This window comes from Pseudomonas sp. Q1 (genome assembly GCF_009935975.1).
Classification (GTDB): domain Bacteria; phylum Pseudomonadota; class Gammaproteobacteria; order Pseudomonadales; family Pseudomonadaceae; genus Aquipseudomonas; species Aquipseudomonas palleroniana.
The window spans coordinates 111,941-132,117 of record NZ_QODI01000007.1; the positions used below are offsets into that span (position 1 = coordinate 111,941).

The 20,177-nt window shown below is 61.2% G+C and carries 17 protein-coding genes; 11 read left to right on the forward strand and 6 right to left on the reverse strand.

What is annotated here, in order from left to right; genetic code table 11:
- Window positions 1–76 precede the first annotated feature (76 nt).
- Entirely contained in the window at window positions 77–1,579 is a 1,503-nt protein-coding gene (locus DK870_RS12865) for a nucleobase:cation symporter-2 family protein (protein ID WP_060753193.1), read from the forward strand.
- Between the two features lie 93 nt (window positions 1,580–1,672).
- On the opposite strand, the gene DK870_RS12870 is transcribed toward DK870_RS12865, so the two are convergent.
- Both DK870_RS12870 and DK870_RS12875 read right to left on the reverse strand, forming a co-directional pair.
- Window positions 1,673–2,605 carry a proline iminopeptidase-family hydrolase gene (locus tag DK870_RS12870; RefSeq protein WP_161548801.1) on the reverse strand — a complete coding sequence of 311 codons (933 nt, stop codon included), beginning with the start codon at window positions 2,603–2,605 and terminating at the stop codon, window positions 1,673–1,675.
- Window positions 2,606–2,699: 94 nt separating this feature from the next.
- On the reverse strand, window positions 2,700–3,464 hold the full coding sequence (locus tag DK870_RS12875) for a LuxR family transcriptional regulator (RefSeq protein WP_104995858.1): 765 nt from the start codon (window positions 3,462–3,464) through the stop codon (window positions 2,700–2,702).
- A gap of 183 nt (window positions 3,465–3,647) precedes the next feature.
- Here DK870_RS12875 and DK870_RS12880 point away from each other — a divergent pair, with 183 nt between their 5' ends.
- Genes DK870_RS12880 through DK870_RS12905 form a run of 6 tightly spaced genes read left to right on the forward strand, consistent with a single transcriptional unit; the run spans window position 3,648 to window position 9,807 of the window.
- On the forward strand, window positions 3,648–4,535 hold the full coding sequence (locus DK870_RS12880; protein ID WP_161548802.1) for a proline iminopeptidase-family hydrolase: 888 nt from the start codon (window positions 3,648–3,650) through the stop codon (window positions 4,533–4,535).
- 3 nt (window positions 4,536–4,538) lie between these two features.
- Complete coding sequence (locus DK870_RS12885) at window positions 4,539–5,486, forward strand: ABC transporter permease (RefSeq protein ID WP_161548803.1); 948 nt, start codon at window positions 4,539–4,541, stop codon at window positions 5,484–5,486.
- Complete coding sequence (locus DK870_RS12890) at window positions 5,483–6,340, forward strand: ABC transporter permease (RefSeq protein ID WP_161548804.1); 858 nt, start codon at window positions 5,483–5,485, stop codon at window positions 6,338–6,340. Before DK870_RS12885 ends, DK870_RS12890 begins: the two co-directional genes overlap by 4 nt.
- Complete coding sequence (locus DK870_RS12895) at window positions 6,337–7,293, forward strand: ABC transporter ATP-binding protein (RefSeq protein WP_161548805.1); 957 nt, start codon at window positions 6,337–6,339, stop codon at window positions 7,291–7,293. The genes DK870_RS12890 and DK870_RS12895 overlap by 4 nt, the downstream gene beginning before the upstream one ends.
- The gene (locus DK870_RS12900; RefSeq protein ID WP_060753200.1) at window positions 7,290–8,276 is read left to right on the forward strand and encodes an ABC transporter ATP-binding protein; all 987 of its coding nucleotides are present in this window, start codon (window positions 7,290–7,292) and stop codon (window positions 8,274–8,276) included. Before DK870_RS12895 ends, DK870_RS12900 begins: the two co-directional genes overlap by 4 nt.
- 16 nt (window positions 8,277–8,292) lie before the next feature.
- Window positions 8,293–9,807: an ABC transporter substrate-binding protein gene (locus DK870_RS12905; RefSeq protein ID WP_161548806.1), complete on the forward strand. Its 1,515-nt coding sequence runs from the start codon at window positions 8,293–8,295 to the stop codon at window positions 9,805–9,807.
- Window positions 9,808–9,872: 65 nt separating this feature from the next.
- Here DK870_RS12905 and DK870_RS12910 read toward each other — a convergent pair whose 3' ends face one another.
- The 4 genes from DK870_RS12910 to DK870_RS12925 all read right to left on the reverse strand — a co-directional run bounded on the left by DK870_RS12910 (window position 9,873) and on the right by DK870_RS12925 (window position 13,584).
- Entirely contained in the window at window positions 9,873–10,613 is a 741-nt protein-coding gene (locus DK870_RS12910) for a YciK family oxidoreductase (RefSeq protein WP_104995863.1), read from the reverse strand.
- A 200-nt stretch (window positions 10,614–10,813) separates the two neighbouring features.
- Window positions 10,814–11,485: an N-acetylmuramic acid 6-phosphate phosphatase MupP gene (gene mupP / locus DK870_RS12915; protein ID WP_060753203.1), complete on the reverse strand. Its 672-nt coding sequence runs from the start codon at window positions 11,483–11,485 to the stop codon at window positions 10,814–10,816.
- 4 nt (window positions 11,486–11,489) lie between these two features.
- Window positions 11,490–12,188: a bifunctional 2-polyprenyl-6-hydroxyphenol methylase/3-demethylubiquinol 3-O-methyltransferase UbiG gene (gene ubiG, locus DK870_RS12920; protein ID WP_060753204.1), complete on the reverse strand. Its 699-nt coding sequence runs from the start codon at window positions 12,186–12,188 to the stop codon at window positions 11,490–11,492.
- Between the two features lie 64 nt (window positions 12,189–12,252).
- Entirely contained in the window at window positions 12,253–13,584 is a 1,332-nt protein-coding gene (locus DK870_RS12925) for a TRZ/ATZ family hydrolase (RefSeq protein WP_161548807.1), read from the reverse strand.
- A gap of 109 nt (window positions 13,585–13,693) precedes the next feature.
- Between DK870_RS12925 and mtnA the strand changes: the two genes are divergently transcribed.
- From mtnA to pheA, 4 genes are all read left to right on the forward strand, one after another.
- Window positions 13,694–14,764: an S-methyl-5-thioribose-1-phosphate isomerase gene (gene mtnA, locus DK870_RS12930; protein ID WP_161548808.1), complete on the forward strand. Its 1,071-nt coding sequence runs from the start codon at window positions 13,694–13,696 to the stop codon at window positions 14,762–14,764.
- A gap of 346 nt (window positions 14,765–15,110) precedes the next feature.
- A complete protein-coding gene (gene gyrA / locus DK870_RS12935) occupies window positions 15,111–17,765 on the forward strand; it encodes a DNA gyrase subunit A (protein ID WP_060753207.1) in 2,655 nt (884 codons plus the stop codon).
- 231 nt (window positions 17,766–17,996) lie between these two features.
- Window positions 17,997–19,082, forward strand: a complete 1,086-nt coding sequence (gene serC / locus DK870_RS12940) for a 3-phosphoserine/phosphohydroxythreonine transaminase (protein WP_161548809.1) — start codon at window positions 17,997–17,999, stop codon at window positions 19,080–19,082.
- Window positions 19,082–20,176, forward strand: coding sequence for a prephenate dehydratase (gene pheA / locus DK870_RS12945; RefSeq protein ID WP_003218812.1), 1,095 nt, complete (start codon window positions 19,082–19,084; stop codon window positions 20,174–20,176). The genes serC and pheA overlap by 1 nt, the downstream gene beginning before the upstream one ends.
- The last annotated feature ends 1 nt before the right edge of the window (window position 20,177 follow it).

A 20,177-nucleotide genomic window follows, 5' to 3' on the forward strand; every position in this document is an offset into this window, starting at 1 on the left:
TGTATACAACTCTATGGACATCCAGTCCTAACATTGCATACAGTGCTCGCACAACAAAAACAGAGAACCCCTCACCATGACTATCCCGAAGGCGTCATCGCAGCGGCCGGAAGATGAAAATCTCGGCGTCGCCGCCAACATGGCTTACGGCCTGCAGCACGTGCTCACCATGTACGGCGGCATTGTCGCGGTACCGTTGATCGTCGGTCAGGCAGCCGGGTTATCCCCGGCAGATATCGGTCTGCTGATCGCGGCATCCTTGTTTGCCGGTGGTCTGGCGACCTTGTTGCAAACCCTTGGCCTGCCGTTTTTCGGTTGTCAGCTGCCGCTGGTGCAGGGTGTGTCGTTCGCCGGTGTGGCGACGATGGTGGCGATTGTTGGCAGTGATGGCGCCGGTGGCGTGCCGGCGATTCTCGGGGCGGTGATGGCCGCATCGTTTATCGGGTTGTTGATCACCCCGGTGTTCTCAAGGATCACCAAGTTCTTCCCGCCGCTGGTGACGGGCATTGTCATCACCACCATCGGTCTGACCCTGATGCCCGTTGCGGCGCGGTGGGCCATGGGCGGCAATAGCCGTGCAGCCGATTTCGGCAGCATGGCGAACATCGGCCTGGCCGCGCTGACCCTGGTTCTGGTGCTGCTGCTGAGCAAGATCGGCAGTGCGACCATTTCGCGCCTGTCGATCCTGCTGGCGATGGTCATCGGCACCGTCATCGCGGTATTGCTTGGCATGGCGGATTTTTCCGGGGTGACCCAGGGGCCGATGTTCGGTTTCCCGGCACCTTTCCATTTCGGTGTACCGACTTTCCATGTGGCCGCGATCATCTCCATGTGCATTGTGGTCATGGTGACGTTGGTGGAGACCTCGGCGGATATCCTCGCCGTGGGCGAGATCATCGATACCAAAGTCGATTCCAAGCGTCTCGGTAATGGCCTGCGGGCTGACATGCTGTCGAGCATGTTCGCGCCGATTTTCGGGTCTTTCACGCAGAGCGCGTTCGCACAGAATGTCGGGCTGGTGGCGGTGACCGGTGTGAAAAGTCGTTTTGTGGTGGCCACGGGCGGGGTATTCCTGGTGGTACTCGGCTTGCTGCCCTTCATGGGGCGGGTGATCGCAGCCGTGCCGACCTCGGTACTCGGTGGCGCTGGTATCGTGCTGTTCGGCACCGTAGCGGCCAGTGGTATTCGCACCTTGTCCAAGGTCGACTATCGCAACAACATGAACCTGATCATCGTCGCCACTTCGATCGGCTTCGGCATGATCCCCATCGCCGCGCCGAGTTTCTACGATCACTTTCCTGCCTGGTTCGCGACGATTTTCCATTCAGGGATCAGTTCGTCAGCGATCATGGCGATTTTGTTGAACCTGGCGTTCAACCACTTCACCGCCGGTAACTCGGACCAGCAATCGGTGTTCGTGGCGGGGACGGAGCGCAGTTTGTGCTTCCACGATGTGGCGGCGTTGCGCGATGGGGATTACTTCAGTGGCGGCAAGTTGTTTGACGCTGAAGGGAAGGAGATTCCGTTGGTGGCCGATGCCCCCAGGAAAACATCCAGACCTGAGACTAGCGAAGTCTAAAATGTGGGAGCGGGCTTGCTCGCGAATGCGCAGTGTCAGTCAGCACATGTGTAACTGGCCCACCGCATTCGCGAGCAAGCCCGCTTTTGGATCTCAACTGGCTTTCAGTACGTTGTGCGGCACCGAACACGCCTCATCCAGAAACTTCACCACGGTCCCCATGCACGCCTGGCGTTCTTCCACGTGGGGCATGTGGCTGGAATCTTCGAACAGTGCCCAGCGCACGTCCGCGATCTCATCCAGGAACGGCTTGACCACCAACGGCGTGGCCTCGTCGTGCCGGCCGGAGATCACCAGCGTCGGTACGTTGATCGCCGACAGGCGGCCGATCACGTTCCAGTCTTTCAAGCTGCCGATGACGTGAAACTCGGTCGGGCCGCTCATGGCGTGGTACACCGTCGGGTCTGAATCGACCTGGGCGAAGGTACGCGCCACTTCTTCCGGCCATGGGTTGACCCTGCATACGTGCTGGTCATAGAAAATCCGCGAAGCGGCTACGTATTCCGGGTCCTGGTAGCTGCCGGCCTGTTCATGCTTGAGCAGGGTTTCATGCACGCCTTCCGGCAACAATTTGCGCAGGCGGTTGGCCTCACTGACCCAGGTGCGCATGCAGGTCGGCGAGTTGGCCGGGATAAAGGCACGCAGGCCCTCGGGTTGCAAGATCGCGTGTTCGCTGCCGAGCATACCGCCCCAGGATTGGCCGAGGATCGCGTAGTTATCGCTGATTTGCAGGTGGTCCAGCAGGTTGTTCAGTTCTTCGAGGAACAGGCTGATGGTCCAGAACGACGGGTCTTTGTCGGGCAAGTGGGTGGAGCGGCCATTGCCCAGTTGGTCGTAGTGAATGACCGCGTGGCCGCTGGCGGCGACGTCCTTGAAGGCGTCGACATAGTCATGGGTGCAACCAGGGCCGCCATGGATGACCACCAAGGGAGTGCGGCCGCTGCTCAGGTCGCCGGTGACGCGGTACCAGGTCTGGTAGGCGCCAAAGGTTGCATAGCCTTCGCGGACTTTGTCGATGAATTCCATTTCGTACCCTGCTGTGAAAAAAAGGATCAGGGACACGATAGTCTGCACGCAAAATTTAGGTAACTAGCAAAACAGATAGGTTTTTGCCGGCGGCTCAATCTTCGAGCAGGCGGTAATGGGTGGCGCGTACCACCGCCTGCACACGGTTCTTGGCCCCCAATTTGTGCATGGCTGAAGTCAGGTGCAGGGTGACTACCGCCAATGAACGGCTCAGTTGCTTGGCGATTTCGGCGGCGGTCAAGCCGTCGGCGGCCCATTTCAGGCACTCGCGTTCACGCTTGGTCAAATGGATGTGCGGGTAGGTGCGTAGCTCCTTGCTGAACAGCGGGTAGGCCGCTTCCTGCAGGGCATGGGTAATCAGGCTGAAATCCGTCAGGGTCTGCTGGGCATCCTTCAGCACCGTGTGCGCCTTTCCGGTGCGCAGGCCGGTCAGGGAGGCAAAACCGCCACGGGGCAAATGAATAGGCACGCTTACCCCGCAGGTCAGTTGCTGTTCATGCAGGTAGGACGATACCGGCGCGTGGCAGGGGTCGATGATTTTCTGCAAGGCCGTCTCGGCTTTCGCCTCGTAGGACCAGACAAACGGCGACACCGTGCTCAGTGCCAGATGCTGCACCGGGTCAATCTGGTAAAACCCTTCGCTGCACCACAAGGCCTGCCAGTCGTTGGGCGTGTTGCGCAGTTGCAGCACCGAGGGGGTGATGAGCGTGCCATTGAGGTCGATGGGCACCGGGGTGTAGTCATACACCAGTGCATCGAAGCCCAATTGTTGGGCGAGGATGAAAGTGTTGTCCATCTGTTCATCCAGGCTCCTGCCCGGCATGAGGCGATTATTGAAGGCGGTCAGCTTGGCCAGCATCCGTTCTGCTCCCGAATTCATTTGAATCTCGACTTGCTGCAAGTAGAATGCCACGCCCCGGCGAAGGACTGCCAGGCCAAACCTATAAGAAATACCAGGTTATGGCCGCGTGGCATCCTCGGTAGTGTTGGCCTGATCAGCGGCCGCTACCCGCCAGGCCGATACAACACAAGGAATGTATGCATGTGGCGTGAAATTGCCCCCGACCAGCAGTACAACGTGCAAGTCGATGGCCATAACCTCGTGGCCTACAGCTTTGGGGACGGCGATGAGGTGCTCTTGTGTCTCAACGGCGGTCCCGGCTTGCCGTGTGATTACTTGCGCGACGCCCATGGCTGGCTCAAGGACCATAACCTGCGAGTGGTTGCATTCGACCAGCTTGGCACGGGCGCATCAGCCAGACCGACCGATGTTTCCCTGTGGGAAATCCGCCGTTATGTGGAAGAAGTCGAAACCGTGCGCCAAACCTTGGGCCTGGGCCGTGTGCACTTGCTGGGGCATTCCTGGGGCGGTTGGCTGGGCATCGAATACGCCATTCACTACCCCGATGCGCTGAAAAGCCTGATCCTGGAAAACACCGTCGGCGACATCCCGCACCTGTCCCAAGAGCTTGACCGCCTGCGCGGTGCCCTGGGCAGCGAAACCGTGGCCATGATGCAGCGCCACGAAGCCATGGGCACCCTCGAGCACCCGCAGTACCAGGCGGCAATCACCTTGCTCAACTACCGCCACGTGTGCCGCCTGGACGAATGGCCCGAGCCGGTCAAGCGCTCCCTTGGCGACTGGAACATGGGCCCGTACGAAACCATGCAAGGCCCCAACGAGTTCCTGTATATCGGCAATCTCAAGGACTGGAACCGCATCCCCGAGATGGCCGAGTTCAAGATGCCGATATTGATCACCACCGGCCAGCATGACGAGCTGACCCCGGCCTGCGCGATGCGCATGAAGCAAGCCGCCAGGCACGCCGAGTTGCACGTTTTTCCCAACAGCAGCCATATGCCGTTTTATGAGGAGCCCCAAGCGTACTTCCCGGTGTTGCTGGACTTCCTCGCTCGCCACCGAGGCTAACGGATGAACCTGGCGCGCTATCGCTTTGTGCTCTCCCGGCCGCTGCAATTGCTGCCGGTGTTGTTCGGCATCAGCTTGATCACCTTCGTGCTGGTGCGTTCCATTCCCGGCGATCCGGCGCGGGCCTTGCTCGGCTCGCGCAGCACGCCGGATGCGCTGCTGAAAATTCGCGTCCAGTACGGTCTTGATCAGCCTCTGTGGCTGCAGTATTTCTACTTCCTCAAGAACCTGCTCAAGGGCGATCTCGGCCAGTCGTTGTTGTACAAGGTCGATGCCCTGAAGCTGATCGTCACCCGCATCGAACCGACTTTAGTACTAGTGCTGGGCAGCGTGGTGCTGGCGCTGCTGATTGCGCTGCCGCTGGCGACGCTGGCGGCACGCAATAAAGGCGGGTGGGTGGACAACCTGATCCGCGTGTTCACGACGGTCGGCCTGGGCATGCCGGCATTCTGGCTGGGCTTGATGTTGATCCTGTTGTTGAGTGTGCAGTGGGGCTTGTTCCCGGTGTCCGGCTATGGGCGGACCTGGCTGGATAAGGCTCACCATATGCTGCTGCCATGTCTGACCATCGCACTGGCGCTGTCGGCGGTGCTGGTACGCAACCTGCGGGCGAGCATGTTGATGGAGCTGCAGGCCGATCACGTCACCGCTGCACGCGCGCGTGGACTGTCGGAGGCGGCCGTGTTTCGCCGGCATGTGCTGCCCAATTCGCTGGTGCCGGCGGTCAACCTGCTGGCCGTCAACATCGGCTGGCTGATCAGCGGCACGGTGGTGATCGAGAGCCTGTTTGCGATTCCGGGCATTGGCCAATTGTTGGTGCGCGGGATCTTTACCCGCGACTACATGGTGGTGCAGGGCGTGGCTATGGTGCTGGCCTGTGCGACGGTGGTGGTCAACTTCCTTGCCGATGTGGTGACGGTGGCCCTCGACCCGCGAGTGAAGATGCAATGAGCAGTCGCCCACTGATCGCTCCGTGGCGCGTGCGCCTGCGTTTTGGTTTTCGCAATGGTCGGCTGACCGCGGCGTGGGGCCTGCTGATACTGTTCGGCTGGTTTGCCCTGGCACTGTGCGCACCCTGGATTGCGCCGTATGACCCGATTGCGCAGCACACTGACCTCAGTTTGCTGGCGCCGAGCCTGGCCCATCCGTTCGGCACGGACAACTATGGCCGAGACATCCTTTCACGGGTGATCTGGGGCGCGCGCATCGACCTGCAACTGGCCGTCGTCGGGGTGATTTTTCCATTCATGATCGGCACATTCATCGGCGCGGTTTCCGGCTATATCGGCGGGCGCTTCGACAGCTTTTGCATGCGCGTGATCGATGTGATCCTGGCATTCCCGTTCCTGGTGTTGATGCTGGCGATCATGGCCATCCTCGGCCCGGGCCTGAAGAGTTTTTATATCGCCATGGCGCTGGTGGGCTGGGTGTCGTATGCGCGGCTGATCCGCTCGCAGATCCTGGTGCTCAAGGAAAGCGACTTTGCCTTGGCCGCCAAGAGCCTGGGCTTCGGCCATGGGCGCATCCTGTTCAGGCACCTGCTGCCCAACGCAATGTTCGGTTCGATCGTGTTTTCCATGTCTGACGCAGTGCTGGTGCTGCTCAACGGTGCCGCAGTGAGTTACCTGGGCCTGGGCGTGCAGCCGCCGACGGCTGAGTGGGGGACGATGGTCGCCGAAGGGCAAGCGTTTATCACCACCGCGTGGTGGATCTGCACCTTTCCGGGGTTGGCCATTGTGACGCTGGCCATGGGCTTCAGCCTGTTGGCCGACGGCGTGGCGCAAGTGTTGGGGGATCGCTCATGAGCCTGTTGCAGGTCAAGGATCTCAGCGTGATCGCGCATAACGCCGGGCGGGATGTCACGCTGGTTGATCGCGTGTCTTTCGGCCTAGCTGAAGGCGAAGTCCTCGGCCTGGTGGGTGAGAGCGGTTCCGGCAAGACCCTGACGTGTCGCGGGCTGATGCGGTTGCTGCCGTCGCCCGGCCTGCGTGTGCAGGGCGGGAGCGTGCGCTTGGCCGGGCAGGACTTGTTGTCATTGGACGACGCCGGGATGCGTGCCGTGCGGGGTGGCCAGTTGGGCATGATCTTCCAGAACCCCAGCAGCCACCTTGACCCCTTGATGCGTATCGGCGAGCAGATCGGCGAAGGCATCCGCTTGCATCAAGGTGCATCGAAAAAAGACGCCCGCCGGCAGGCGATCGAAGTGCTGCGTCAGGTGGGCATTCCCGATCCGCAGGCGCGGGTCGACAACTATCCTCACGAGTTTTCCGGCGGCATGCGCCAGCGCGCGATGATCGCCGTGGCGTTGGGCTGCAACCCGAAAGTATTGATTGCCGATGAGCCGACCACCGCTCTGGATGTGACGGTGCAGGCGCAAATCCTGCGCTTGTTGCTGGACCTGCGCGACCAGCGTGGCCTGTCGATCATCATGATCACCCATGACCTGGGCGTGGTGGCGCAGACCTGCGACTCCATCGCCGTGATGTACGCCGGGCGCCTGTGCGAGCACGGCAGCAAGTACGACTTGCTGGCCCATCCGCAGCACCCTTACACCGCCGGCCTGATCGATTGCCAGCCGGCCCACAGCAGCGGCCACGCCTTGCTGCGCACCATCCCCGGCCAGCCGCCTTTGCTGGATGCATTGCCGGACGGTTGTCGCTTCAACCCGCGTTGCCCACAGGTGGGCGCGTTGTGCTTCGAGCGGCTGCCCGAAGGCGCGCAGGTGGCGTGTCACTATCCGTTGGGAGGCCGTCCGTGAGCCTGTTGCAGATCAAGGATCTTGAAGTGCGCTTTGCCGCATCTGGTACGGGTTTGTTCGGCCTGAACCGGCAGTGGGTGAGGGCGGTCAACGGGGTTTCGCTGAACCTGGCCGCCGGCGAGACCCTCGGTTTGGTGGGCGAATCCGGCAGCGGAAAAAGCACCCTGGGGCGCGCGATCCTGCACCTCAACCCGATCAGTGCCGGCCAGGTGTTGTTCGATGGCATCGACATGGCCCACGGCAGCGCCATTGACATTGCGCGCCTGCGCCATGAAACCGCGATGATCTTCCAGGACCCGTACGCCGCGCTGAACCCCCGCCACACGGTGGGCGAAACCCTTGCCGAAGTGCTGCGGGTACAGCGCAAAGTCGCACCGGCGGGGATTCCACGCCGCGTTGATGAACTGCTCGATCTGGTCGGCCTGCGCCCCGAGCTGGCCAGCCGCAAGCCCGGCTCCCTCAGCGGCGGCCAGTGCCAGCGCGTCGGTATCGCCCGCGCCCTGGCGGTGGAGCCGCGCTTGATCATCGCCGATGAGTGCGTGGCGGCTTTGGATGTCTCGATCCAGGGCCAGATCATCAACCTGTTGCTGGAACTGCAGCAGCGCATGAACCTGGCGATCCTGTTTATCGCCCATGACTTGGCCATCGTGCGGCGCCTGTGCGACCGCGTGGCGGTGATGTACCTGGGAAAGATCGTCGAAGAAGGGCCGGTGGAAGCGGTGTTCAGCGCGCCGCGCCATCCGTATACCGCGGCATTGATCGAGGCGATTCCCGAGATCGACCCGCATCGGCCATTGCCTGCGCAGCTTCTGCCGGGTGAGCCGCCCAGCCCGTTGAATTTACCGGCCGGTTGCGCCTTTCACCCGCGTTGCCGCCATGCCCGGACGGAGTGTTCCGTGGTGTTGCCGCCGACCCATTTCCTGCACGAGCATCGGTACAGTTGCGTGCTTGAACAGCCCTTGAACCTTTCCTGCCATTCATGAACAAGGAGTTATGGACATGCAATCCCGTCACTTGAAGTTGCTCGCCGCCGCTACGCTCACCGCGTGGTCCCTGACAGCCGGGTTTGCACACGCCGCTGGCGTGCTGACCATTGGCTGCCGTGAAGACAGCACCACGTTCGACCCGATCAAAAGCGCGCAAAACCGCGACACCTGGGTATTCGCCAACGTCTACGACACCCTGGTGCGGGTGGATAACCTGGGCACCAAGATGGAACCGGGGCTGGCCGAAAGCTGGGACATTTCCAAGGACGGCCTGACCTATACGTTCAAGCTGCGTGATGCGAAGTTCTCCGATGGCTCGTCAATCACCGCCGACGATGCCGCGTTCAGCCTGTTGCGTATCCGCGACAACAAAGCCTCGCTGTGGAGCGACCCGTTCAGCCTGATCAATACCGCCAAGGCGACGGACGCCAAGACCCTGGTGGTGACCCTGAAAACACCGGCCGTGGCTTTCCTCTCGCAACTGGCGTCGCCGACCGTCTCGATCCTGTCGGAAAAGGCCATGACCCAGATGGGCGAAGACGCCTACTCGGAAAAACCGGTGACCTCGGGCGCGTTTACCGTGGATGAGTGGCGCAAGGGCGATCGGGTGATCCTGAAGAAAAACCCGAACTTCTGGCAAGCCAAGAGCGTCAGCCTGGATGGCGTGGAATGGGTGTCCGTGACCGATGACAACACCCGTATGCGCATGGTGCAGAACAACGAGCTGGACACCGCGATCTTCGTGCCGTTTTCGCGGGTGGAAGAGCTGAAAAAAGACCCGAACGTCGTGATCCACTCCGACCCGTCTACCCGTGAAGACCATCTGCTGATCAACCACGCCCACGGCCTGCTGGCCAAGCAGGAAGTGCGCGAGGCGCTGGACATGGCCATCGATAAGCAATCGTTGGTCAAGACCGCCACTTACGGTCAAGGCACCGTGGCCTATTCCTACATCCCGAAAGGCTCGCTGTACCACTACGCCAACAACCTGCAGCGCCCGTACGACCCGACGGCGGCCAAGAAGCTGTTGGAGCAGGCCGGTGCCAAGGACTTGAAGCTCAACTACGTGGTCAATGCCGGCAACGAAGCCGATGAGCAGATCGCGGTGATCATCAAGGACCAACTGGCCAAGGTCGGCGTGACCGCCAACCTGCAAAAGGTCGACCCGACCCAGAGCTGGCAGATGCTGGTGGACGGTGACTACGATATTTCGGTGATGTACTGGACCAACGACATTCTCGACCCGGACCAGAAAACCACCTTCGTCCTGGGCCACGACACCAACCAGAACTACATGACCCGCTACAAGAACGACAAGGTCAAGGCGCTGGTGGCGGCGGCACGGATCGAGGCGGACCCGGCCAAGCGTGAGCAGATGTATGTCGAACTGCAGAAGTTGGCGAAACAGGACGTCAACTGGATCGACCTGTACTACAGCCCGTACATCAACATCTCACGCAAGAATGTGAGCAACTTTCTGCAAAACCCATTGGGCCGCTTCACCCTCGAGGAAGTGGTGAAGAACTAAACAACACCGCAATAAAAACTGTGGGAGGGGGCCCCCTCCCACATTTTGGTTTACCGGCGTTTCAGTTACTGCGCGTCGAACGCCTGGCCATTGATGCCGGCACTGTCCGGCCCCATCAGGTACAGGTACACCGGCATGATCTCTTCCGGTGCAGGCCGTTCCATCGGGTTCTCCCCTGGGTACGCCTGGGCCCGCATGCTCGTGCGTGTGCCGCCGGGGTTGATGCTGTTGGCGCGGACCGCGGCCACGTCTTCCAGCTCATCGGCCAGGGTTTGCATCAAGCCTTCAGTGGCGAATTTCGACACGCCATAAGCACCCCAATACGCCCGCCCCTTGCGCCCGACACTGCTGGAGGTGAACACCACCGAGGCATCCTGGGACAGCTTGAGCAGTGGCAGCAGGGTGCTCGTCAGCATGAACATCGCATTGACGTTCACGTGCATCACCCGCATGAAGTTCTCGCCGGACAACTGCTCGATCGGCGTGCGTGGGCCGATGATCGAAGCGTTGTGCAGCAGGCCGTCGAGGTGGCCGAATTCCTTTTCGATCATGGCCGCCAGTTCATCGTATTGATGGGGCAGGGCGGTCTCCAGGTTGAACGGAATCACCACCGGTTGAGGCTGGCCCGCGGCTTCGATCTCGTCATACACCTGGGCCAGGTTGGCTTCGGTCTTGCCCAGCAGCAGCACGGTAGCGCCATGGGCGGCGTAGGTTTTCGCCGCTGCCGCGCCGATCCCGCGACCGGCACCGGTCACCAGGATGACCCGGCCTTTGAGCAGGTCCGGGCGTGCAGAGTAATCAAACATAAACAACCTCGACAAAAGTTAACTGGCTGCCAACGCCGATCCCCTGTGGAAGGGGCTTGGTGGGAGGGGCGGTGCGACGATTCGACTTGCTCCCGATGGCGGCGGTCCAGTCAATGAATGTGTTGAATGACACACTGCAATCGGGAGCAAGTCGAATCGTCGCACCGCCCCTCCCACATTGATCTTCAGCAAGTCATCAATCAGCAACTGCACAGCGCGTTATCCAACACCTTGCGCAGTTCCAGCGGGTGATCCACTACCACATCGGCGCCCCAGTGACGTGGGTTATCGTCCGGGTGGATGTAGCCGAACGTGACCGCTGCGGTGCGGGTGCCGGCGTCGCGGCCAGACTCGATGTCACGCAGGTCATCGCCCACGAACAGTACGCTGGCCGGGTCCAGGTCGAGCATCTTGCACGCCAGGATCAAGGGTTCCGGGTCCGGCTTGCTGTTCTTCACGTGATCCGGGCAAATCAGCAGTGCCGAGCGTTCGGCCAGGCCCAACTGCTGCATGATCGGCTCGGCAAAGCGCAGCGGCTTGTTGGTGACCACACCCCAGATCAGCTTGGATTTTTCGATGTCATCCAGCAGCTCGCCCATGCCGTCGAACAGCTTGCTGTGGATCGCGCACCCCTTGAGGTAGCGCTCGAGGAATTCCAGGCGCAGTTCTTCAAAACCAGGCGACTCCGGATCCATCGAGAACGTCACGGCGACCATTGCCCGTGCACCGCCGGAGATTTCATCGCGAATGTGCTGGTCATTGATCGGCGCCAGCCCACGGTCGGCGCGCATGGCCTGGCAGATGGCGATAAAGTCCGGCGCGGTGTCCAGCAGGGTGCCGTCCATATCGAAGAGAACTGCTCGCAACTTCACAGGCTTACTCCTCGCGCAGGGTCTGGATCATGTAGTTGACGTCAACGTCGTTGGCCAGCTTGTAGTGCTTGGTCAGCGGGTTGTAGGTCAGGCCGATGATGTCCTTGACGGTCAGCCCGGCCTGGCGGCTCCAGGCGCCCAGTTCGGAGGGGCGGATGAATTTCTTGAAGTCATGGGTGCCGCGTGGCAGCAGCTTCATGATGTATTCGGCGCCGATGATCGCGAACAGGTAAGCCTTGGGGTTGCGGTTGATGGTGGAGAAAAACACCTGGCCGCCCGGCTTGACCATGCGAAAGCACGCTCGGATCACGGAAGACGGGTCGGGCACGTGCTCCAGCATTTCCAGGCAGGTGACCACGTCGAATTGCTCCGGCATCTCTTCGGCCAGGGCTTCGGCGGTGATCTGGCGATATTCCACGCTGACGCCGGATTCGAGTTGGTGCAGTTGGGCCACGGCCAGCGGGGCTTCGCCCATGTCGATGCCCATCACGGTGGCGCCGCGCACGGCCATCGCTTCGCTGAGGATGCCGCCGCCGCAGCCGACGTCCAATACCTTCTTGCCGGCCAGGTTGACGCGTTCATCAATCCAGTTGACCCGCAGCGGGTTGATGTCGTGCAAGGGCTTGAATTCGCTTTCGCGGTCCCACCAGCGGTGAGCCAGGGCTTCGAATTTGGCGATTTCGGCGTGGTCGACGTTGCTCATGGTGAATCCTCTAAAACTGATAAATCGGTTTGCAGGCTTTGAACGCAGGGGTCCAAAACCGACGTTATTCGTTTCGCCCGCTGATGCGCCGGCCCCACTCGATCGCCGAGGCGACCAGTTCCGGTTCGTTCATGCGGGTCAATCGCCGGTCGTCGAGCAACTGCTTGCCGGCGACCCAAAGGTGTTTCACACAATCGCGCCCGGTGGCATATATAAGCTGTGAGACCGGGTCGTAGATCGGTTGTTGCGCCAGGCCGGAAAGATCGAAGGCCACCATGTCGGCGGCCTTGCCGACTTCCAACGAGCCAATTTCGCTCTCCAGGCCCATGGCCCGGGCGCCGTTCAGGGTGGCCATGCGCAGCGCGCGATGGGCATCCAGGGCGGTGGCCGACCCGGCGACCGCCTTGGCCAACATGGCGGCTGTGCGGGTTTCACCCAACAGGTCCAGGTCATTATTGCTGGCGGCGCCGTCGGTGCCGATTGCTACATTGATGCCGGCTTGCCACAGACGTTCCACCGGGCAGAAGCCGCTGGCCAATTTCAGGTTCGATTCCGGGCAGTGGATGATGCTGGTGTTGCTTTCTACCAGCAAAGCCAGGTCATCTTCGCTGATTTGCGTCATATGAACGGCCTGGAAGCGCGGGCCCAGCAAGCCCAGGCGGCCCAGGCGCGCCAATGGGCGTTCCCCGGTCTGGTCCACGGCCTGCTGCACTTCGGAGGCGGTTTCGTGCACATGCATATGGATCGAAGCATCCAGTTCTTCGGCGATTATGCGGATTTTTTCCAGGTTCGCATCGCATACGGTGTAGGGCGCGTGGGGGCCGAAGGTGATTTTGATGCGCGGATGATGCTTGAGGTCGCCGAACAGCTCGATCCCCTGGCGAATCGCCTCATCGGCGCTGGCGGCGCCGGGAATCGGGAAGTCGAGGATTGGAATGGCGATCTGCGCGCGCATCCCGCTGTTGTGTACGCAGTCGCTGGCGACCTTGGGAAAGAAGTACATGTCGGAGAAGCAAGTGATGCCCCCCTTGAGCTGCTCGGCAATGGCCAGGTCGGTACCGTCGCGGACAAAGGCTTCGTCGACCCATTTGGCCTCGGCGGGCCAGATGTGCTTTTCCAGCCAGGTCATCAACGGCAGGTCGTCGGCCATGCCGCGAAACAGGCTCATTGCCGCATGGCCGTGGGCGTTGATCAGGCCCGGGCTGAGCAACATGCCCGGCAGTTCACGCGTCTCTTTGCTGGCGAGTTTCAAGGCGGCTTCGCGAGGCCCGATAAAAGCGATTCGCCCGTCGCGAATGCCCAGGCCATGTGCCTTGAGCACCACGCCGGCGGGTTCGACGGGTACCAGCCAGCTTGGCAGTAACAGTAAGTCGAGGGGGGCGGCAGTGGCGATCATCGCGGGCTTCTTCCCAGGCAGCTATAAAAGAAGGGCGAAGTATACCCGAGCGTCCTGGCTGGCGGATCGCTATAATCGGCGGCTTTTGTTCATGAGTGCGGGGTAAGGGATGCGCGACCGACTGTTGGCTGCCGAGAAAGTAAAGGCCATCGATTGGCGTGATGGCGCGCTGCATCTGCTCGATCAGCGTGCGCTGCCGTCCCGGGAAAGCTGGGTAGCCTGTACCACGGTCGATGAGGTGGCCCAGGCCATTCGCTCAATGGTGGTACGGGGCGCGTCAGCGATCGGCATCAGTGCTGCCTATGGGTTGGTGCTGGCCGCCCGCTCTCGACTCGCAGAGGGCGGTGACTGGCAGGCTGCGTGGGAAGAAGACTACGCACTGTTAGCCGATTCGCGCCCAACTGCGGCGAATTTGTTCTGGGCCTTGCAGCGCATGCGTGACCGCCTGGATCGCCTCAAAAAGCCTGCCGATCCTTTGGCGGTGCTGGAGGCCGAGGCCATTGCGATTCATGAGAGCGACCGGGAAGCCAATCTCGTCATGGCCCAGTTGGGTGTCGAACGGATCCGCAGGCACCAGGGCAACGCCCAGGCGATCCTCACTCATGGCAATGCCGGTGCCTTGTCGACAGGCGGCGTGGGCACGGCGCTGGGGGTGATTCGCGCGGCGTTCCTGGAGGGGCTGGTCGAGCAGGTCTACGCCAATGAAACCCGCCCCTGGCTGCAAGGGTCGCGGCTGACTGCCTGGGAACTGGCGGGCGAGGGCGTTCCGGTGACGGTCAATGCCGACTCCGCTGGCGCGCATATTCTCAAGACCAAAGGCGTGACCTGGGTCGTCGTCGGTGCCGACTGTATTGCCGCCAATGGTGACGTGATCGGCAAGATCGGCACTTATCAGCTGGCGGTATGCGCCATGCATCATGGCGTGCGCTTCATGGTAGTGGCACCCAGTTCCACCCTCGACCTGATGATGGCGACGGGGGAGGATGTCGCCCTGGAAGAGCGTGATCCTGACGAGTTGCGTGACATTGTCGGGCAGCGCTTAGAGGTGGATACGTACAATCCGGTGTTTGATGTGACGCCGGCCGACCTGATCGATGTGATCGTGACGGAAAAGGGCATCGTCGAGCGGCCGGATGCGGCGAAGCTGGCGAAGTTGATGTGCCGCAAACGTCTGCATTGACGGGGGGTGAGCCCCTGACTGGCGCTGAAAGTCAATAAAAGCCTTGGATTTACCCTCGAAAAATAACCCCAACCCAGCTCTGAGCCCCTCTCGTCGCCCTCAAGCCTGTCATCCGTCAACTTACTACGCTCCATGCGCATCAGGGGGATAGGTGCGTGGCGGCGATTGTGATAACATCCGGCGGTTTCCAGGGCCACCCCGAGGGGTGGCCTATAACGCGCAGATCCGTGTCATAACTCGTTGATTTGTCGTAAGTCGTTGTCAGGCACCCTGCCGGCAGCGGCGAGCTTCGTTCGTCCCATATGGATGTGACGAGGTTTCACCCGAAAAAGGAATCAGGCTTCTCATGGGCGAACTGGCCAAAGAAATCCTCCCGGTCAATATCGAAGACGAGCTGAAACAGTCCTACCTCGACTACGCGATGAGCGTAATTGTCGGTCGGGCACTGCCTGATGCGCGCGATGGCTTGAAGCCCGTGCACCGGCGTGTGCTGTTCGCGATGAGCGAGCTGGGTAACGACTGGAACAAGCCGTACAAGAAATCTGCCCGTGTTGTCGGTGACGTGATCGGTAAGTATCACCCTCACGGCGACACTGCGGTGTACGACACCATCGTTCGGATGGCCCAGCCGTTTTCCCTGCGCTACCTGCTGGTAGACGGCCAGGGTAACTTCGGTTCGGTCGATGGCGACAACGCCGCGGCGATGCGATACACCGAAGTGCGCATGACCAAGCTGGCGCACGAGCTGCTGGCCGACCTGCACAAAGAAACCGTGGACTGGGTGCCGAACTACGACGGCACCGAAATGATCCCGGCTGTCATGCCGACCAAGATCCCCAACCTGCTGGTCAACGGTTCCAGCGGTATCGCCGTGGGCATGGCCACCAACATCCCGCCGCACAACCTCGGTGAAGTCATCGACGGTTGCCTGGCCCTTATCGACAACCCTGAGCTGACCGTCGATGAGCTGATGCAATACATCCCCGGTCCGGACTTCCCGACTGCTGCGATCATCAACGGTCGCGCCGGTATCATCGAAGCCTACCGTACCGGTCGTGGCCGTATTTACATGCGTGCCCGTTCGATCATCGAGGACATCGACAAGGTCGGTGGCCGTCAGCAGATCGTCATCACCGAGCTCCCGTACCAGTTGAACAAGGCGCGTCTGATCGAGAAGATCGCCGAGCTGGTCAAGGAGAAGAAGCTCGAAGGCATCACCGAGCTGCGCGACGAGTCCGACAAGGACGGTATGCGCGTGGTGATCGAGTTGCGTCGTGGCGAAGTGCCTGAGGTGATCCTCAACAACCTCTACGCCCAGACCCAGCTGCAAAGCGTGTTTGGTATCAACGTCGTGGCCCTGATCGATGGTCGCCCGCGCATCCTGAACCTCAAGGATCTGCTGGAAGCGTTCGTGCGTCACCGCCGCGAAGTGGTGACCCGTCGTACCGTGTTCGAGCTGCGCAAGGCCCGTGAACGCGGGCATATCCTGGAAGGCCAGGCGGTTGCGCTGTCGAACATCGACCCGGTGATTGCGCTGATCAAGGCTTCGCCAACGCCGTCGGAAGCCAAGGAAGCGCTGGTCAGCACGCCTTGGGAATCCAGCGCCGTGGTGGCCATGGTCGAGCGCGCCGGTGCCGACTCCTGCCGTCCCGAGACCCTGGACCCGCAATACGGTCTGCGCGAAGGCAAGTACTTCCTGTCGCCGGAACAGGCCCAGGCCATCCTGGAACTGCGGCTGCACCGCCTGACGGGCCTGGAGCACGAGAAGCTGCTGGCCGAGTACCAGGAGATCCTCAACCAGATCGGCGAACTGATCCGTATCCTCAGCAGCGCCGTGCGCCTGATGGAAGTGATCCGCGAAGAGCTGGAAGTGATCCGTGCCGAATACGGCGACGTGCGCCGCACCGAAATCCTCGATGCCCGCCTCGACCTGACCCTGGGTGACATGATCCCGGAAGAAGAGCGCGTGGTGACCATCTCCCACGGCGGCTACGCCAAGACCCAGCCTCTGGCTGCGTACCAGGCCCAGCGTCGTGGTGGTAAAGGTAAATCGGCTACCGGCGTCAAAGATGAGGACTACATTGCTCACCTGCTGGTCGCCAACAGCCACACCACGCTGCTGCTGTTCTCCAGCAAGGGCAAGGTGTACTGGCTGAAAACCTACGAAATCCCGGAAGCTTCCCGCGCCGCCCGTGGTCGCCCACTGGTCAACCTGCTGCCGCTGGACAGTGATGAGTACATCACCACCATGCTGCCGGTCGAGGAATACACCGAAGGTCACTTCATCTTCATGGCGACCGCCAAAGGCACCGTGAAGAAGACCCCGCTGGAATCCTTCAGTCGTCAGCGCAGCGTGGGCCTGATCGCCCTGGAGCTGGACGAAGGCGACGTGCTGATCTCCGCAGCCATCACCGATGGCGAGCGTGAAGTGATGCTGTTCTCCGACGGCGGCAAGGTGACGCGCTTCAAGGAATCCGACGTGCGCGCCATGGGCCGTACCGCCCGCGGTGTGCGCGGTATGCGCCTGCCGGAAGGGCAGAAGCTGATTTCGATGCTGATCCCGGAAGAAGGCAGCCAGATTCTCACTGCCTCCGAGCGTGGTTATGGCAAGCGCACGGCCATCAGCGAGTTCCCTGAGTACAAGCGTGGCGGCCAGGGCGTGATCGCCATGGTCAGCAACGAGCGTAACGGCCGTCTGGTCGGTGCGGTCCAGGTGCTCGATGGTGAGGAGATCATGCTGATTTCCGACCAGGGCACCCTGGTACGTACCCGTGTGGCTGAAGTCTCGAGCCTGGGCCGTAACACTCAGGGCGTGACCCTGATCAAGCTGGCCAAGGACGAGAAACTGGTCGGCCTGGAGCGTGTCCAGGAGCCATCGGAAGTCGAAGGCGAAGAGCTGGAAGGTGAGGAGTTCGATGGCGAAGTGATCGCAACCGGCGATGACAACGTCGACGAGCCAACCCTCGACGCTGCCGCAGACGACGAAGAACCGCAGGAATAAGCGGACATACAGGGGGCGGATGAAGATTCGCCCCCTTGTTGTTTGTCCGGATGGAAATATCGACAACCATGGAGATCCCTTGTGGGAACGGGCTTGCTCGCGAAGGCGGACTGACATTCACTCCAGATGTCGGCTGTTGGATCGCTTTCGCGAGCAAGCCCGCTCCCACACCGGGTCCGGTGTCGGCTGATATGTTTGCGTGACTACCACCAGATCAGAGTGAGATTGGATGTGAGCAAGAGAGCCTATAACTTCTGTGCCGGTCCCGCGGCGCTTCCTGAAGCAGTCCTGCAGCGTGCGCAGGGTGAACTCCTCGACTGGCATGGAAAAGGCCTCTCCGTGATGGAAATGAGCCATCGCAGCGATGAGTTCGTGTCCATCGCCACCAAGGCCGAGCAGGATCTGCGCGACTTGCTGGACATCCCATCCAACTACAAAGTGCTGTTCCTGCAGGGCGGCGCGAGCCAGCAGTTCGCCCAGATCCCACTGAACCTGCTGCCCGAAGACGGCACTGCCGACTATATCGACACCGGTATCTGGGGGCAGAAGGCCATTGAAGAGGCCTCCCGTTACGGTCACGTCAATGTAGCGGGCACCGCCAAGCCTTACGACTACTTCGCCATTCCGGGTCAGAACGAATGGAAGCTGTCGAAGGATGCTGCCTACGTACACTACGTCGCGAACGAAACCATCGGTGGCCTCCAATTCGACTGGGTGCCGGAAGTGGGCGACGTACCGCTGGTGTGCGACATGTCCTCGGACATTCTTTCGCGCCCGATCGATGTGTCCAGGTACGGCATGATCTACGCCGGCGCGCAGAAGAACATCGGTCCAAGTGGCATCCTGGTCAACATCGTCCGCGAAGACCTGCTGGGTCGTGCCCGTTCGCTGTGCCCGACCATGCTCAACTACAAGGTCGCGGCGGATAACGGCTCGATGTACAACACCCCGCCGGCCTTTGCCTGGTACCTGTCGGGCCTGGTGTTCGAATGGCTCAAGGAGCAGGGCGGCGTGGCGGCCATGGCCAAGCTCAACGAACAGAAGAAGCGCGTCCTGTACGACTTCATCGACGCCAGCGGCCTGTACAGCAACCCGATCAACCTGACTGACCGCTCGTGGATGAACGTGCCGTTCCGTCTGGCTGACGACCGTCTGGACAAGCCGTTCCTGGCCGGTGCCGACGAGCGCGGCCTGCTGAACCTCAAGGGCCACCGCTCGGTGGGTGGCATGCGCGCCTCCATCTACAACGCTGTCGACATCCACGCGATCAACGCACTGGTTGCCTACATGGCAGAGTTCGAAAAGGAACACGGCTAATGTCTGAACAAGAGCTCAAGGCCCTGCGCGTACGCATTGACAGCCTGGACGAGAAAGTCCTGGAACTGATCAGTGAGCGTGCGCGCTGTGCCCAGGAAGTGGCACGGGTGAAGATGGCGTCCCTGGCGGAAGGCGAGGTGCCGGTGTTCTACCGTCCCGAGCGTGAGGCCCAGGTGCTCAAGCGCGTGATGGAGCGCAACAAGGGCCCGCTGGGCAATGAAGAAATGGCTCGATTGTTCCGCGAAATCATGTCTTCCTGCCTGGCCCTGGAGCAGCCGCTGAAAGTGGCCTACCTGGGTCCTGAAGGCACCTTCACCCAAGCGGCGGCCATGAAGCACTTCGGCCACGCGGTGATCAGCAAGCCGATGGCGGCCATCGACGAAGTGTTCCGCGAAGTGGCGGCCGGTGCGGTGAATTTTGGTGTAGTGCCGGTGGAAAACTCCACCGAAGGTGCCGTCAACCACACGCTGGACAGCTTCCTTGAGCACGACATGGTGATCTGCGGTGAAGTCGAGCTGCGTATTCACCACCACCTGCTGGTGGGCGAGAACACCAAGACCGACAGCATCAGCCGTATCTACTCCCACGCCCAGTCCCTGGCCCAGTGCCGCAAGTGGCTGGACGCCCATTACCCGAATGTCGAGCGTGTTGCGGTGTCCAGCAATGCCGAGGCAGCCAAGCGGGTCAAGGGTGAGTGGAACTCGGCGGCCATCGCCGGTGATATGGCGGCGGGCCTGTATGGTCTGACGCGCCTGGCCGAGAAGATCGAGGACCGCCCGGACAACTCCACGCGCTTCCTGATGATCGGCAGCCAGGAAGTGCCGCCGACCGGCGACGACAAGACCTCGATCATCGTCTCCATGAGCAACAAGCCGGGCGCGCTGCATGAGCTACTGGTGCCGTTCCACGATAACGGGATTGACCTGACGCGCATCGAGACGCGCCCTTCGCGCAGCGGTAAATGGACCTATGTGTTCTTTATCGACTTCGTCGGCCATCACCGTGACCCGCTGGTCAAGGGCGTGCTGGAGAAGATCAGTCAGGAAGCCGTGGCACTCAAGGTGCTGGGCTCTTACCCGAAAGCGGTTTTGTGAG